This is a genomic window from Paraburkholderia ginsengisoli NBRC 100965, from assembly GCF_000739735.1.
GTDB classification, from domain to species: Bacteria; Pseudomonadota; Gammaproteobacteria; order Burkholderiales; family Burkholderiaceae; genus Paraburkholderia; species Paraburkholderia ginsengisoli.
On record NZ_BBJF01000005.1, the window covers coordinates 166,275 to 180,814 of the forward strand.

Below are 14,540 nucleotides of genomic sequence, written 5' to 3' on the forward strand. Positions count from 1 at the left end.
GAAAGCGCACTGACACGGACCCATTGGGTGGCGCGTAATAGCGCAAAATTCAACGTTCAAAAAACTGATATGGCCACTCCATTGAAAGCGCTTCGCGCGACGACCGTCGAGAATGATCTCGAGGGGAGTGAGGCGGTTAAAGTCGACTTTAAAATGCACCCCGTCAATTTTGGCGGCCATTTCGGGTGGCTTTATGAGCCGTTGCCAAAATCCGGTGCAAAAGGCAAAGCGGGCATTGTGCTGTGCGCGCCGCTTGGCCATGAGGCTTTGTGGCTGCATCAAACCATGCGATCGCTCACCGACCGCCTCGCGGCGCGCGGCTTCGCGGTCCTGCGATTCGACTACGCGGGAACCGGCGATTCGATCGATCCAGGCGGGCTCGTCGAACCGGACAAGTGGACGGATGAGGCCGTCGAGGCCGTCGACTTCCTCAGGCGTGCGACGGGCGTCGAGCGGGTCGCGCTGATCGGCTTCCGCTTCGGCGCGATGGTGGCCGCGCAGGCGGCGAGCGCGGCGCGCGTCGATACCGTGGCGCTGGTTGCGCCGGTCGTCGGCGGGCGGCAGTTCGTGCGCGAAATGAGCGTGCTGCAACGCACCTGGTTGGAGAAGGCCGGCGAACAGGTCCGCAACGACGCGGTGCCGGCCGGCGCGTTCGACGTGCTGGGGCACCGCTTCAGCGACGCCGCAATGAACGCGGTCACGCACTGCGATCTGCGCCGCGCGGCAACCGCGCCGGCGACGAAGCTGTTGATCGTTCACCCCGGCAGCCAGGGGCCCAGCCACGACTTGGCGGCCAGATACGACGCGCTGCAAGTCCAGGTCGATTCGCTGCCGTTCGCGGAATACGAGGAGGCGATGCAGCCTTCGTGGCAGGCAACGCTGCCCGAGGCGACGCTCGCCTCCGTCGAAGAATGGTTTGCCCGCGAGTTCGCGCCGTCGCCGTCGGCGGCGGCGTTTGCGCCGATCCCGCCGCGCGCGATGGCGTCGCTGCTGCGCTATCGACGCACGGGCGGCCTGCAGGGCGCGATCGAGACGCCGGTGGAACTCGCCGACGGACGCCTGTTCGCAATCCTGTGCGAACCGGAGGGCCGTGGGGAACGCGCGCCGCTGGTAGTGATCGCCAACACGGCGGCGACCAACCATGTCGGCGACGGCCGCTTCAATGTCGAGCTTGCCCGTACGCTCGCGCGCGCGGGCTTCGCGTCGTTGCGCGTCGACGCGCACGGGATCGGAGACAGCCGCAATGCGTGGATGGTCGCCAATCCGTCCTTGCTCAGTTACGAGCAGCTTGCCGCCGATACGTCGCTGGCCGTGGATTGGGCCGTCGCTCGCGGGCATCCGCGCGTGGCCGTGTTCGGCATCTGTTCGGGTGCCTATCTCGGCCTGCATGCCGCGACCACCAATCCCGCGGTGACGGCGCTGCTGCTCGTCAATCTGCAGAGCTTCGATTTTCCGGCGGGCTTCAGGATGTGCGACGCGACGAAGATCGGCGCCGGTTCGACGCGCGCGCATTTTCGGGCGATGCTGCGCGCGCAAAAATGGTCGCAGGTGCTGCGCGGCGAGGTCGGCTTGCGGCCCGTGTTGCGGACGCTGTCGCGCTACGCGATCGACGCCGTCGTCAGCAACGTCGCGGCCTTGACCGGCGACGCGAACGGCAGCGCGGTGAACAAAGGCACACGCGCGCGGCGGCGCATGAAAGAACTCGATGAGCGCGGCGTTCGCGTGCGGCTGCTGTTCAGTCCGCTCGACCACGGGCTCGATGAGCTGCGCATGCACTTCGGCCCCGGCGGTCGGCGGTTGAACAAGCTGCTGCACGCAAGAGCGATGATCATCCCGAACATGGATCACGAAGTGTTGAATCGTGCGGCGCGGCAGCGGGTTGCGGCGGTGTGCGAAACGTTTTTCAACCAGGCGTTTGCTCGCGAGTGAAGCGGGCGGGCGATGTGCTGCGGTGCGATGCGATGCACGTGAGCGGCCCGCAGCGGCGGGCTGTCGCGCCTGGCGTTTCGATGGCGTGACTCAGGGTTCGCGCGGCCAATGCGGCGGTGCAGCGCATTCGACGGTCGTCGCGCGGGTCTTCTCAACCGTGAGATTGACGGAGCGCGCCCCGAGCGGGCGGGTTCGATGACGCACGCCCGCCGGCACGGTCAGCAACTGGCCGGCGTGCAAGTCGACAGTGCCATCGTCGAAATCGACGGCGAGCGCGCCTTCGACAACGTAAAACGTTTCGTCCGAATCCGGATGCCGGTGCCAGAAATACGGCGCGTCCATCACGCTGAGATGAACGTCGTGGTCGTTCACGCTCGTCAGCACCCGGTTCGAATACCCCTGCTGCGTGCCGGCGGCGAGCGCACGCAAATCGATCGGCTGGATCATGGCGTCTCCGTCAAGGTGGTCGACGAGCGTCGGCGTCGCGGCATGCTTCGCGCACCCGCTTGCGTACCGTTCTCGTGACACGATCAGCGTAGCCTGGTCGTGCCGTGGCCGCTAAGTCAAAAATTTTCGCGAGTATGTGAGCGAAATGATCCGACTCGCGGACCTGAGGGCACCGGCCGTTCAGGAGCATCTGGCCGACACGGCTCGCTTTGTTGGAAGCCGAGCCGCTGTGCGTTGCGGTTCTTCTCCGCATCCTTACCCGATCCCGCCCACGCGATTGCCGCTTGCTCGTCAAATCGCGCGTTCGATTGCCGCCGACTTCGATCCGCCTTAACCTGTCGCGAAGCTACCTACCTGGACCCGCGCGATGCAAGCACATCCTGTGCGCCTTTCTCCTGGCGACGATCTGCGTGACGCCCTCGAAGATGTACTGCGTCAGACCGGCATGCCGGCCGCCTTCGTGATCCAGGGCATCGGCAGCCTTGGCATTGCTCAACTGCGATTTGCCGGCAACGAGGAAGCCACCGAACTGCGCGACGATCTGGAGATTCTCACACTCGCCGGCTCCCTGTCATCCGATGGCGCGCATCTGCATATGTCGGTGGCCGATCCGCGTGGCCGGATGTTCGGCGGTCATGTGGGACGCGGCTGCTTCGTTCGTACCACTGCGGAGATATTGGTGGTGCTTCTTCCTGAACATCGTTTCTCCAGAGAACTCGATTCCGCTTCGGGCTTTATGGAGTTGGTGATACGAAGTTCATCGACCGGGTGACATGTCGACAATTCCGGTTATGCTTCGGTGAACGCCAGAGCTACACCCGATTCTTCTGTATTTCCACTGCGAAGTTCACGGAACCCAAAGGAGGAAGCATGAACAAAAAGGCTGCGGGCAGAATGAGCGGTGCAATGTTCGTTGTGGCCATCGCGAGTTGCGCCACTTATGCGAACGCGCAAACAGGGTTGAGCACGCCGGCCGATTTCGGTGGGCAAATGCTGGCCGTGTCGACGTCGTCGCCTGGCACCCGGCCAGATACCTCGGTGGTTCGAGACGTTCGCCGGGCTCTTGGGCGCGTGCCGGAGATGGATGATTCGGAGATTCACATCAGGGTGAGCCACGGCGTCGTCACGCTCACAGGACGGGTGCCCGAAACCTGGCAGATTTCGCGTGCTGGCAACGCGGCGAGGTCGGTGCTCGGCGTCAGGTCAGTGAGGAACAGATTGGAGGTACTGGAGGAGGGCAGCGGCAAGTGAGCCGGTACGCCGTGCAATGGTCACGGCGTACCTTGCTGCCAGCGGGCTCGCGCTTATGCGCCCGATAGTGCGGGCCACGAAGCGTCGAGCCTGATGCGCCGACAACGTTCTATCCGCGCAAGCGTCCATCCCCGCGCGTGATCGACGCCATCCGTTTGATCCGGATGGCGACTAGCGGTAGTTAACAAAGTTGATGATGTCATTGAGGAACCACGGCAGAATCAATTGCGTATCCGAATAGCTGGTGCCGACGGTGAGCCTCTGTGGCTTCGACGCGGAGTTGCCGGGCATCGCGCCGTTGGTGCCGTGCAGAATGTACGTATCCGTATCGGCCGGACCTGAGCGGGCGGTCTGATCGTTCGCGGTCGACTGGTTGGACGCGCAACCGGCGAAGAGCACAACGAGAACCGCTGCGAGGCAAAAGGACTTCATGATGGCGTGAACTCCAGCAAGGCGACACCGACAATACGGCGATGACGGATTCGTTTCGCAGGCGATTGGACTCTGCCGCATGCCAGAGGCGCGGCCCGACCCGACCCGAAACTTTCCTCGACTCTGACAGAAGCCGACGTTCATCGCAACGCTATTCATCGCCAATCCGAGCGAAGGGCGCACGCCTGAAGACCGCGCCGCGTCATTTCCTCCGCGCCTTCACATTGTGCTTTCGAGAAAGTCGGTAATCGCATCGCGACTCGGCGTGAGACCCTTCAATTGGAGAACGGCGCCGGCATTGCCCCGGTGATAGGTGCCGTGCAGACAAACGTGCAGAATGATCTCGCCTCGCTGCATGCGCGCCCGCTTGCCGCTGGTGTACACGAAGTTCAGAGGCTGCTCGAAATCGTTTTCCGTCAGGCTCTCCACGTATGACACGTACCAGTCGTCGACTGCTTTTGCACTTTTCGCCAGCACGTCGAGCGCGGGTACTTTTTCGGAGCGCGGCGCCTTGAAGGTATGCGGCAATCCTTGTAAGTGATGCTGAAAAATGGTGTCGACCGCATTGATATGGTCGAGGATGCGCAGCATGATCGAAGCCTCGTCGGTGCTCAGCTTGTCGAAATTCTGGCTGACGGCATCGTAGAGGCCACGATCGGCCCATTGTTTGATCGCAATGAGTTTGGAGTAGGGCTGACGGATCATGAGAGGTTTCCTTTAATCATTCGGTGACGATAGAGGCGCGATTCGGGCCGGCCCCTGTATTGATGAGTGGTGCTACGGTTCGGGTCCACGGCGCCATCGCCTGCAGGCATAATACGAGCGGTTGCTCGTATTTATCTACTCGCATTCCGGAGCGCGGAAAATGGCGCGGAAACCGCTCACGAAACCCAGAAAACACGCCTCTCAGGGGAGGTCGCGCGCGACGGTCGATGCGCTGATCGAAGCAACCGCTCGCATTCTGGTCAAGGACGGTTTCGATAAAACCAGCACCAACCGCATCGCCGAAAAAGCGGGCGTGAGTGTCGGCTCGCTCTACCAGTATTTCCCCAGCAAAGAAGCGCTCGTGGCCGCTGTGGTCGAGCGTCATACTGAGGAGCTGATGCACGTCGTCCGAACCGTGCTGGCGGACGTGGCGAAGCTTCCCGTGGACGAGGCCGTGCGCAAGCTGGTCACGGCGGCGATCCACGCGCATCGCATCGATCCCGAACTGCATCGCGTGCTGGCGGAGCAGATGCCACGCACGGGACGCGCGGCGAACGCGGACGTTCTGAGCGTGGAAACCTATGCGCTGTTCAGGGCGTATCTCGACGCCCACGCCGACGAGTTTCGCGCGGTCGACCTGGAGCTTGCCACGTTCGTGTGCGTGACCTCGATCGAGGCGCTGACTCATTCGGCCGTGCTGGACTATGCCGGGCGCCTCTCGGAAGAAGCGATGGACGCGCTCGTCGACGAAGCCACACGGCTCATCGTCCGATATCTGCAATAGCCGCGGTGGTCCTCTCGCACACAGGCCGGCAGCCTTGACCGCATGTGCGACCGCTGCGCTATACTCCAGCCCATGGATACGAAACCGACCTCGCTGAACCTGCATCGTTGGTGGCACGCCTGAACCCGGCGGCCCGTTTCTCCACGCATATCGCAAACGTGATGCCGCCAGTCCTGGCGGCATTTTCGTTTCTGCGCGCCGATGGCTGGTGGTGTCAAAAGTATGAGACTCCAGTTCATGACACACGCAAACCGACCCACCATTCTGACTGGCGACCGCACGACCGGTCCGCTGCACCTCGGCCACTACGTCGGCTCGTTGCGAGCGCGCGTCCAGCTCCAGCATGAGGCCCGGCAGTTTCTGCTTCTCGCGGATACGCAGGCACTAACCGACAACGTGGGCCGGCATCAGAGGGTCACCGAGAACGTCGTCGAAGTCGCGCTCGACTATCTGGCGGTCGGCATCGACCCGGCGAAGTCGACCATCTTCATCCAGTCGCAGGTGCCGGAACTGGCGGAACTCACGCAGTATCTGCTGAACCTCGTGACGGTCGCGCGGCTCGAACGCAATCCGACCATCAAGGAAGAAATTCGGTTGCGCGGATTCGAGCGCGACATTCCCGCCGGATTCCTGACTTATCCGGTCAGTCAGGCGGCTGACATTACCGCGTTCAAGGCGACCCAGGTGCCGGTCGGCGACGATCAGATACCGATGATCGAGCAAACCAATGAACTGGTGCGCCGCTTCAACAATACGGCCGGCCGGCCCGTTCTGGTCGAGTGCGAGGCGGTGCTGTCGCAGGTCACGCGATTGCCCGGTATCGATGGCAAAGCCAAGATGAGCAAATCCCTCGGAAACGCCATCACCTTGGGCGCTACGCCGGACGAAATCACGAACGCGGTCAACAACATGTACACAGACCCCAACCACTTGCGAGTCAGCGACCCCGGTCAGGTGGAGGGCAATGTCGTGTTTGCATTCCTGGATGCATTCGAGCCGGACGTGCAGAAGGTGGACGAACTCAAGGCTCATTATCGTCGCGGTGGACTGGGCGATAGCATGGTCAAGCGGGTACTGAATGAGCGGCTCCAGTCGATCATTGAACCGATTCGCACCCGCCGTTGCGAGTTGGAGAAAGACCGTGCCGAAGTACTGGCGATCCTGCGTCGCGGCACGATGCGCGCGCGGGAAGTGGCCGGAGAAACGTTGGCCGAGGTCAAGAGCGCACTGGGTTTGACCTACTTCGAGAATTGAAAAGCGGCCTTGTTGATGCCGTACTTTCGTGGCGGGCGTGACGCCGCATGGGTTTTCATCGAGGGTTCGAACCTTTGAGCGAGCGTGATTGACGACTCGGATGCATCGCGCGAGTAAACGCTGTTGGGCCGCACATCAAAGTGCGGCCCAACCGAACAGCGCTATCTACCGCGTGCCCGCCTCAATACGACATCCCATATCCGTACGGATATAACGGATGCGCGGTATCGTGCGGCACGTCCTCCCGTTGCGCGGCCACCTCATCCATCGACGAAGGCAACTCAAACGGCAGCTTGCCCTCCGGCTTACCTTTGCCGGTCAGCACGTCGAACAGCGCGATATCGCTTGCGCCGAAGTTGGCGAGAATCGCGCTCGTCTTGTCCTGCACGTTGGTCAGAATGGCCGGTCGATCCATATACACCGACACGATCGATCGCGGCGCGGCAGCCGCCTGCTTGATCGCTTCATAGTCCTTGTTGCCGTCGACGAAAGCGAGACTGCCCTCATGCTGCATCGCGCCGAACACGTAGTTCGGATGCAAGGTCTCGTACGGCGTGCTCACGCGCAGGATCGCGACATCGGCGGCTTGCGGCGTATCGACGACCGTGTAGCCGTATTGCTGCGCCACCGCCGGATCGATACCGTACAGCCACACTTTCTTGCTTGTCGCCGTCAATGGCAGCACGTTGCCCGTGTTCTGCAGCAGGACCATCGAGCGGCGTTGCGCATCGAGCGCCTGCGCCTTGAAATCCGCATTGCCGACGATCGAGCCGGCCGCTTCCGCATCCACGTACGGATGATCGAAGAGGCCTTGCTGGAATTTTTGCAACAGCACGCGGTACGCGGAATCCGCGAGGCGCGCTTCGCTCAGCAAGCCCTGATTGACGGCCTGAATGAGGAACGACGGATCGTCCTCGCCGCCGAACTGATCGATGCCCGCCGTGACGGCCTTCACGAAGCGCTGGAGGCGCGTCGCGGATTCCATGCCCCACGGCATGCCGAGTCCCGCGAACGACGGCGCGCCGGACGACGTACCGTTCATGCAGTTGGTGTCGCAATCCGACGCAATCAGCCAGTCCGACACGACCACGCCCTTGAAGCCGTACTTGCCGCGCAGCAGATCGGTCAGCAGCGCCTTGTCATAGGCTGCGCCGACCTGTTCGAGCGCGATGCCGTCCACGGTCACCGGGCCATCCGGCTCCGAATAGGTTGGCATCACCGAACCGGCGTTGGCCGCGAAGGCGCCTTCGAATGGCTTCAGATGATAGGCGAAGTTATTGCCGGGATACGTCGCGTAGCGGCCATAGTAGTTGTGGCTGTCGAAGCCGGATTTCTGCGCGCCATAAGCGGCCCAATGCTTGACCACCGCAATCACGCTCGTTTCATTGATGCCGGTATTGCCGCCCTGGAAGCCTTCGATATACGCCTGAACCTGCGCCTTCGCGACATCCGCGTCTTCCCCGAACGTGCCGTTGATGCGGGCCCAACGCGGTTCGGTCGCGAGATCGGCCTGGGGCGAAAGCGCCTCCGTGATGCCGACCGCGCGATATTCCTGGCGCGCTATATCGCCGAACTTGCGCGTCAGTGCGCTATCGCCGATCGCCGCGAAACCCAGCGTCTCCGGCCATTGCGAAAAGCCGCTGCCGCCCGCGCTCGCGCCTAGCACGTACTGGAAATGATTGCGCGGATCGGAACTGATCGACACCGGAATGCCCAGTCGCGATTGCTCGGCCAGAGTCTGGATCTGGTTGTACTGCGAGGCCATCGTGTTCGCATCGCCGCTCATACGCGTGATGTAGGTGCTGATGTCGCGATCGTTGATCTGCGTTTTCAAGGCGGCGAGATCGTAGGCCGTGCCGGTTCCCGCGCCGGTCGTGTCGTTCAGCACGGGCGCGGTGCCGTGCATCATCAGTCCGGCCTTTTCGGCGAGTGTCAGCCGGTTGGTCAGATCGCGCGCGCGGACGTCGGCGGACAGACGCCAGTCTTCGTAGGGATCGAGCTGGCCGTTGCGATTCATGTCCTTGAACTTGAGGTTGTCTTTCGTGAGCAAGGGCAGAGTCGTGTAGCCGAAATCGCGCTGCGCGACGCTCGGGGGATTTTCGCTGACATCGCTGCCGCAAGCGAACAGGCCGAGTGCGAGTGCGGCGCTGGCGGCGGCAATGGCCGTGACTCGGCAGGCAGGCTGGGAAAAGAGGTGCATCTGTGTCTCCGGATTCGGTGGATCTTCGAGTTCTGGCAGCCCATTCGACGGGCTGCGTATTACCTTATCCTTACCGTCTCCTACTGGTTTGACTGTGCGGTGCAGCATTTGTCTTTGCGGAGCAGGATGCGTAACGAAGCTGAACGCAAGTCGAAGAAGGCGAAATGTAATGGCAATTCCTGATGGATTCGCACGCGCGGTGTGGGCATGATCGCGAGATGCCCGCACTCCCGGAATCCACGCTCGACCACGCGACGCCGCGCGTCGCCCGGCGCCGTACCGTTTCGAACCGCATCGCCGTTGCCGCGATGCATGCCGCCGGGTGCGCGGGCATGTCGCCGGAAATTTTCAGCGCGCGTACCGGCATCGAGGCGCAGGATCTGATCGATGCGAACGGCCGGATAGAAGGCGCGCGGCATCGTCGGCTCGTGGCGTTGATGACGTCGATCGGTCCGGATATCGAGCCGCTTCTGGATGAGCGTTGCGCGCTGTTTCCGGATTTCCCCGTGCTCGGCAATCTATGCCTGAACGCGCGTACGCTGCGCGAGGCGATCGATGCGTTCATCACTTTTCGTCCGCTCATTGGCGAGTTCGATTTTCTTTTCTGCCAGGAGACGCCCGAGTCGGTGCAGTTCGAGTACATCGCGGAGTTCTCGCCCGAAAACTGCTTTCAGGCACTCGCGAATTTCCAGGTGCTGGCGACGCTGATCCGCGCGTACGATGTCGCGCAACCCACGGTATTTCGTGTCGCGTTGACTTGCGATGAGCCACGCCGCGCTCACGTGCCCGGCGATTTTTTCGGCGCGGCGGTGCGCTATTGCGCGTCCGCGAACCAGATGCAGTTCCCGGCGGCAGCGCTGGACCGGCCGTTTACGAAATACAACGCGGTGCTAGCGCCGTTTCTTCTGCAACAGACGCAAAAGGAATTGCAGCGCGTTCAGCAAAGCGGTTTGTTTTCCACGCATATCGCGGAGCTGGTCAGAGACATCATCGCGGATGAAAGCGGAGAAGCGCCGACGTCATCGTCCTTGCTGGCGCAGATTTGTGAACGACTGAATACGTCGCGCTGGACGTTGCGCCGCCAGTTGCAGGCCGAGGGTTTGCATTTCAGCGAACTGGAAGCGCGGGTCAAGTTCAAGGAGGCTTGCCGGTTGCTGGCCGACACACGTTTTAGCGTCGCGCAGATCAGCGAGCAACTCGGTTTCTCGTCGCAAAGCGCATTCACGCGCTTCTTTCGCAGCCGGCACGCGACGCCGCCGGTGGCGTTCAGGCAATGGGCGCGGATTCAGCAAGGGAGCGGGTGCGGGGCTTGATCGGCGCTTTGGCGGAGTTTGAGATGCCGCGCATCAGCCACCGCGGCCAGACTGATCCTGAACGCTGGCCTGGTGCGCCGCTTCCTGCACGCCCCGTACGGCGGCCGCAACGATCAGCCCCGTGAACACCATGCCGACCAGCCCAAGCAATATTGCGTCGATCCGGCCGAACGCCGATGTAGGGACGACGTCGCCGTACCCGATGGTCAACGCCGTGATCGCGCAAAAATACAGGGTTTCACCCAGCGGTGAAGCCGTTCGCTTCACCGTCTCCACGGGAGCCCCCATGTAATACATGGCGAGCGTCAGCAGCACGAACAGCAACAGAAGGCCGGCAAGGATCGCGCGCAGGTACCAAAGCGTTCTGCCTGATTCCCGCAAGATGTCGCGCGCTCTCACGCGAACGACTACTTCGCCTGTCCCATTTCCCATTGCAAGATACCTCCTGGATGGTGCTCTCGGGGACGTCGATGTGTACGTTGGACAGACGCACGCGCGAGTGGCGTCATCACGCGGGGCGACGCTGCTCGAAAATCAGCAACATCAGACACGCGTAGAGCGTGACGGCCACGAAGAGTCCCATACGAACCGCGAACGCGGTGTACACGTCTTTGCCCGCTGCGCTGTCCTGCACTGATTGGCCCAGCAGAATGATCATGGTTACCAGGCTGTTCAGCCAGAAGCTCGCCGAATAACGCGTCGGGCTGATGCGATAGAGCTTGCGTCCCACCAGCAGGCCGAACAGCAGCATCCACAGGAAGAACATCCACAGGTCAGCGAAGAGCCTCAGTGCAAACCAGAACACGATCGCCAGCAAGCCGCCGAGCAGTGTGGAACCGATCAGATCGCGCGCTGCGTTGCGAGCCGTCGTGGTGCAGCTTTGTCGCCCGAGACTGACGGACTTCATGATGATCGGCATGTAGCTCGCCGGATCGGCAATGGCGAGCAGATACGCAGGCATGACCACGAGCGCGGCGCGTAGCGCGATACGGACGGCCTGCCCGTCGGGCATGCCCTGAGCCGCAGGCTGCGGCCCCGCGCTCACGGGCTCCGGAAACAGCGCGTGGGTTAGTGCCGCCACCAGCACGGCGAGCACGAGGCCTTTCACCAGCGCGCCGACTACCGTCACGGCCAGCGGGAAGTCAGTGGTTCCGGCGGCGGAAACCATCGTCAGGCCAGCCACCAGAAAGGTCGAGACCAGATTGTTCCCGCCGCGCAAACCGTAGCGAAACGCGAGGAAAAGCATCAGGCCGACCAGCATCACGCCAGCGAACGCGTAGTGGCGAAGCAACGGAACGAGGAGCAGGCCGCTGCCCGTCGTCAAAGCGACGATCAGCGCGAACGCGACGCCAGCCTTGAATGATAGTGGCCGGTTTTGCGTCGCGAGCAGGAAGACGGCGAACACCGGCGCGATGACCGGGACCGACAGATCCAGTGCGAAGCTGATCGTCAGACACAGCGCCGTCCCTGTGGCAACGCGCAGCGTACGTCGACCGAGAAGCTGAAGCCTGGGTTCCATGGATGCAATGGTTAGCCGTTCAGTAAAGATAGGAGGCCCAGCTCATCACGCGGAAAAACACGCGGCCGAACGGATTGAGCGGATTGCCCGGATCTGGAAACGCCATCACTTCTGCCTGCCCACCAACGCGAACGTTGCGAAGGCGTGTCCTCTCATCCGGTTCGAACTCGACGATCACCGGAAAGCGTTGCGCGGGACGCAGCCAGTCGCGGCTGTTCTGTACCGTCGGCAAACCGCCGGGCGGCGCGCTCTGTCCGACGCTCACGCCGTAGCCGATGCTGCGAAGCCGTCCTTCGAACACCTCGCCCGGCAGCGCGTCCAGCGCAATCGCCACGCGCGTGCCGGGGCGCAGATGTCCCAGGTTGTTTTCCGTCATATCCGCACTGACCCACACGTCGCGGATTGCAATCAGCGTCATGACCGGATTGCCCACCGCCGCGAACTGGCCGACCTCCGTGCGCAGATCCGTGATGACACCGCCTGAGCGCGCCTTGATCCGGGTATTCGCCAGATCGAGTTCGGCCTTTTCCAGCGCGGCGCCGGCACTGCGCAACTGCGCGTTTTCCGCCTCCGTGCCGCCTTGCTGCTCGCGAGCCCGCTGCACTTCGGCACGCGCTGCGGCCACCTGGCTTTGGGCCTGCTCGTGGGTCGCTCGCGCCACTTCGAGGCGCCGCAGCGAGACGGTGCCTTCGTCGTCGCGATACAGCCTGTCGAGGCGCTCGCTGTCCTGGCGTGCCTTGACTTCGTTCGCGACGGCCGCGCGCAGCGAGGCGAGCGCCGCATCGATCCCTGCCGTGCTCGCGCCGATCTGCCGGCGCGTCGATTCGAGGTCGGCCCGCGCGCGATCGACGGCGATCCGGTATTGCCCGTTATCGACCTCGAAAAGCAGGTCGCCCGCTTTGACTTCCTGGTTGTTATGCACGAGCACGCGGGTCACTCGCCCCGATGCTTCCGCAGCCACGGACACGACGTACGCCTGAACGCGCGCCTGTTGCGTATAGGGGGTGAAGCGATCGGCGAGCAGATACCAGATCAGACTCACGACGATCACGCCGACGACCCACTTCACCGCTTTGCCCGACGGGTCGGCGGCGGGCGTCGGCGGGTTCGACGGATTGCCGGCGGCGGGCTCGGTCTTGTCGCTCATCGGGACGAACCTTTTGACGGACTGGCGGCGGTGGATTGAGCATTCGACTCGTTCAGCAGGTCGCCCCAGTCGGTGCGCTGCCGCATCTGCTCGCACGTCGCGGGATCGATGAGCGGCTGTTCCGAGTACCAGCCGCCGCCGAGCGCCTTATAAAGCGCAATCAGACTGCCGACCGCATTGCCGCGATTGACGATGTAGGCATCCTGCTGCGCGAACAGTGCGCGCTGTGCGTCGAGAACGCGCTGGAAGTCCGAGTAGCCTTCCCGGTAGATCGTATTGGCGAGCTTCAGCGAACGCTGCGCGGCCGCTTGCGCGTCGTTCAGGATCGTGTCCCGCTGCCACGCGACGATGAGTGCGGTCGCGGCGTCGTCGGCCTCGCGGGCCGCTTCGCGCACGGTGTTCTGGTACGCGACGGTCAGCTGCTGCAGCCGGGCATCCTGCACGCGCACGTTGTTGATTATCTTGCCGTGATCGAACAGGTTCCATGTGACGCTCGGGCCGCCGACGAGAGCCAGCGTGCTTTGAGCGCCGGAGAGCGAACTGGCGCTCCAGACAAGGGAGCCGAGCAACGACACGGACGGGTAAAAGTCGGCCTCCGCCACGCCGATGAGCGCGGACTGCGCGGCCATCTGCAGTTCGGCCGCGCGCACATCCGGGCGGCGCAGCAGGAGATCTGCCGGGACGTCCTGCAGAATGGCGCGATTCACGAAGGGCACCACTTCCTCTTTGCCCGGCTGCACGGTCAGTTCCGGCAACGGGCCAGGCGGTCGCCCAAGCAGCACGGATAGCGCATGATGCGCGAGCACGATCTGACTTTCGAATTCGGGGATGCTGCTCAGCGTGCCGAGATATTGCGTCTTTGCCTGCTGCAGATCGAGTTCATCGGTCTCACCGCTTTTGAATAGCTTCTGCGCAATCTCGTAGCTGCGCTTCTGCAACTGGGCGTTATCGTGTGCAATACGCAGGCGCGCCTCGGCCGTGCGCAGCGTGAAATACGTATTGGCGACCTGCGCGTGCAGCAGGACCAACGCGTCGTCGCGATTGGCTTGCGCCGCGAAAAACGCGGCGTTCGCGGATTCGATTGCGCGGGCGAAGCGCCCCCAGAAATCCAGCTCCCAACCGACACTGAAGCCCGCTCCGTACTGCCAGTAGCCGCCCGAGCGCGGACCGAGTCCATCCGGTTGATTGCGCGTCGAGTACAGGGCTTCGGCATTGGCCTGTTGTACCTGCGGATAGCGGCCCGCGATCGCAATGCCCAGTTGAGCGCGCGCTTCGAGCACGCGCAGACCCGCGATCTTTACGTCGCCGTTGTTCGCATCGGCCTGGGCGATCAGACTCTCGAGGTTCTGGTCCGCGAATATCCGCCACCATTGCCGGATGTCGGGCTGGCTGGCCTGCTGCGTGACCTGCTCGATCGACGTGCTGCTCCAGTGCTCCGTCCAGTTCTCGTGCTGCGGATGAAAATCCGGTCCAACACGCATGCACGCGCTCAGGCAGCCCATGGCGAGAAGCGGCCAGTGCAGGCGTGCGTGAACTGCCGCGGGGAACACGGATAGCCT

At 62.9% G+C, this 14,540-nt stretch carries 14 protein-coding genes; 6 read left to right on the forward strand and 8 right to left on the reverse strand.

Features of this window, described 5'->3' with window-relative positions; all coding sequences use genetic code 11:
- The first annotated feature begins 285 nt into the window (after positions 1–285).
- A complete protein-coding gene (locus BGI01S_RS10000; protein ID WP_167335641.1) occupies positions 286–1,929 on the forward strand; it encodes an alpha/beta hydrolase in 1,644 nt (547 codons plus the stop codon).
- A gap of 90 nt (positions 1,930–2,019) precedes the next feature.
- On the opposite strand, the gene BGI01S_RS10005 is transcribed toward BGI01S_RS10000, so the two are convergent.
- The gene (locus tag BGI01S_RS10005) at positions 2,020–2,376 is read right to left on the reverse strand and encodes a cupin domain-containing protein (RefSeq protein ID WP_042324866.1); all 357 of its coding nucleotides are present in this window, start codon (positions 2,374–2,376) and stop codon (positions 2,020–2,022) included.
- Between the two features lie 367 nt (positions 2,377–2,743).
- Between BGI01S_RS10005 and BGI01S_RS10010 the strand changes: the two genes are divergently transcribed.
- Positions 2,744–3,148 (forward strand): PPC domain-containing DNA-binding protein, encoded by a 405-nt coding sequence (locus BGI01S_RS10010; RefSeq protein WP_042324868.1) that lies wholly within the window; start codon positions 2,744–2,746, stop codon positions 3,146–3,148.
- A gap of 98 nt (positions 3,149–3,246) precedes the next feature.
- Positions 3,247–3,627 carry a BON domain-containing protein gene (locus BGI01S_RS10015; protein WP_042324870.1) on the forward strand — a complete coding sequence of 127 codons (381 nt, stop codon included), beginning with the start codon at positions 3,247–3,249 and terminating at the stop codon, positions 3,625–3,627.
- A gap of 171 nt (positions 3,628–3,798) precedes the next feature.
- On the opposite strand, the gene BGI01S_RS10020 is transcribed toward BGI01S_RS10015, so the two are convergent.
- Positions 3,799–4,059, reverse strand: coding sequence for a hypothetical protein (locus BGI01S_RS10020; RefSeq protein WP_042324871.1), 261 nt, complete (start codon positions 4,057–4,059; stop codon positions 3,799–3,801).
- Between the two features lie 219 nt (positions 4,060–4,278).
- Positions 4,279–4,764 (reverse strand): DinB family protein, encoded by a 486-nt coding sequence (locus BGI01S_RS10025; protein ID WP_042324874.1) that lies wholly within the window; start codon positions 4,762–4,764, stop codon positions 4,279–4,281.
- Between the two features lie 160 nt (positions 4,765–4,924).
- Between BGI01S_RS10025 and BGI01S_RS10030 the strand changes: the two genes are divergently transcribed.
- Complete coding sequence (locus BGI01S_RS10030; protein WP_042324875.1) at positions 4,925–5,548, forward strand: TetR/AcrR family transcriptional regulator; 624 nt, start codon at positions 4,925–4,927, stop codon at positions 5,546–5,548.
- Between the two features lie 237 nt (positions 5,549–5,785).
- Positions 5,786–6,802 (forward strand): tryptophan--tRNA ligase, encoded by a 1,017-nt coding sequence (gene trpS, locus BGI01S_RS10035; RefSeq protein WP_042324878.1) that lies wholly within the window; start codon positions 5,786–5,788, stop codon positions 6,800–6,802.
- Positions 6,803–6,983: 181 nt separating this feature from the next.
- Here trpS and BGI01S_RS10040 read toward each other — a convergent pair whose 3' ends face one another.
- Complete coding sequence (locus BGI01S_RS10040; protein WP_042324880.1) at positions 6,984–9,002, reverse strand: glycoside hydrolase family 3 protein; 2,019 nt, start codon at positions 9,000–9,002, stop codon at positions 6,984–6,986.
- 218 nt (positions 9,003–9,220) lie between these two features.
- Here BGI01S_RS10040 and BGI01S_RS10045 point away from each other — a divergent pair, with 218 nt between their 5' ends.
- Positions 9,221–10,315, forward strand: coding sequence for a helix-turn-helix transcriptional regulator (locus tag BGI01S_RS10045; protein WP_167335642.1), 1,095 nt, complete (start codon positions 9,221–9,223; stop codon positions 10,313–10,315).
- Between the two features lie 33 nt (positions 10,316–10,348).
- Here the strand turns inward: BGI01S_RS10045 and BGI01S_RS10050 are convergent, their stop codons facing one another.
- The 4 genes from BGI01S_RS10050 to BGI01S_RS10065 form a co-directional block, all read right to left on the reverse strand.
- Positions 10,349–10,747: a potassium channel family protein gene (locus BGI01S_RS10050; RefSeq protein WP_042324883.1), complete on the reverse strand. Its 399-nt coding sequence runs from the start codon at positions 10,745–10,747 to the stop codon at positions 10,349–10,351.
- Between the two features lie 76 nt (positions 10,748–10,823).
- Positions 10,824–11,834 (reverse strand): DUF2955 domain-containing protein, encoded by a 1,011-nt coding sequence (locus BGI01S_RS10055; RefSeq protein WP_042324885.1) that lies wholly within the window; start codon positions 11,832–11,834, stop codon positions 10,824–10,826.
- 19 nt (positions 11,835–11,853) lie between these two features.
- Entirely contained in the window at positions 11,854–12,981 is a 1,128-nt protein-coding gene (locus BGI01S_RS10060) for an HlyD family secretion protein (RefSeq protein WP_042324886.1), read from the reverse strand.
- Positions 12,978–14,483 carry an efflux transporter outer membrane subunit gene (locus BGI01S_RS10065; RefSeq protein ID WP_042324888.1) on the reverse strand — a complete coding sequence of 502 codons (1,506 nt, stop codon included), beginning with the start codon at positions 14,481–14,483 and terminating at the stop codon, positions 12,978–12,980. The genes BGI01S_RS10060 and BGI01S_RS10065 overlap by 4 nt, the downstream gene beginning before the upstream one ends.
- Positions 14,484–14,540: the final 57 nt, after the last annotated feature.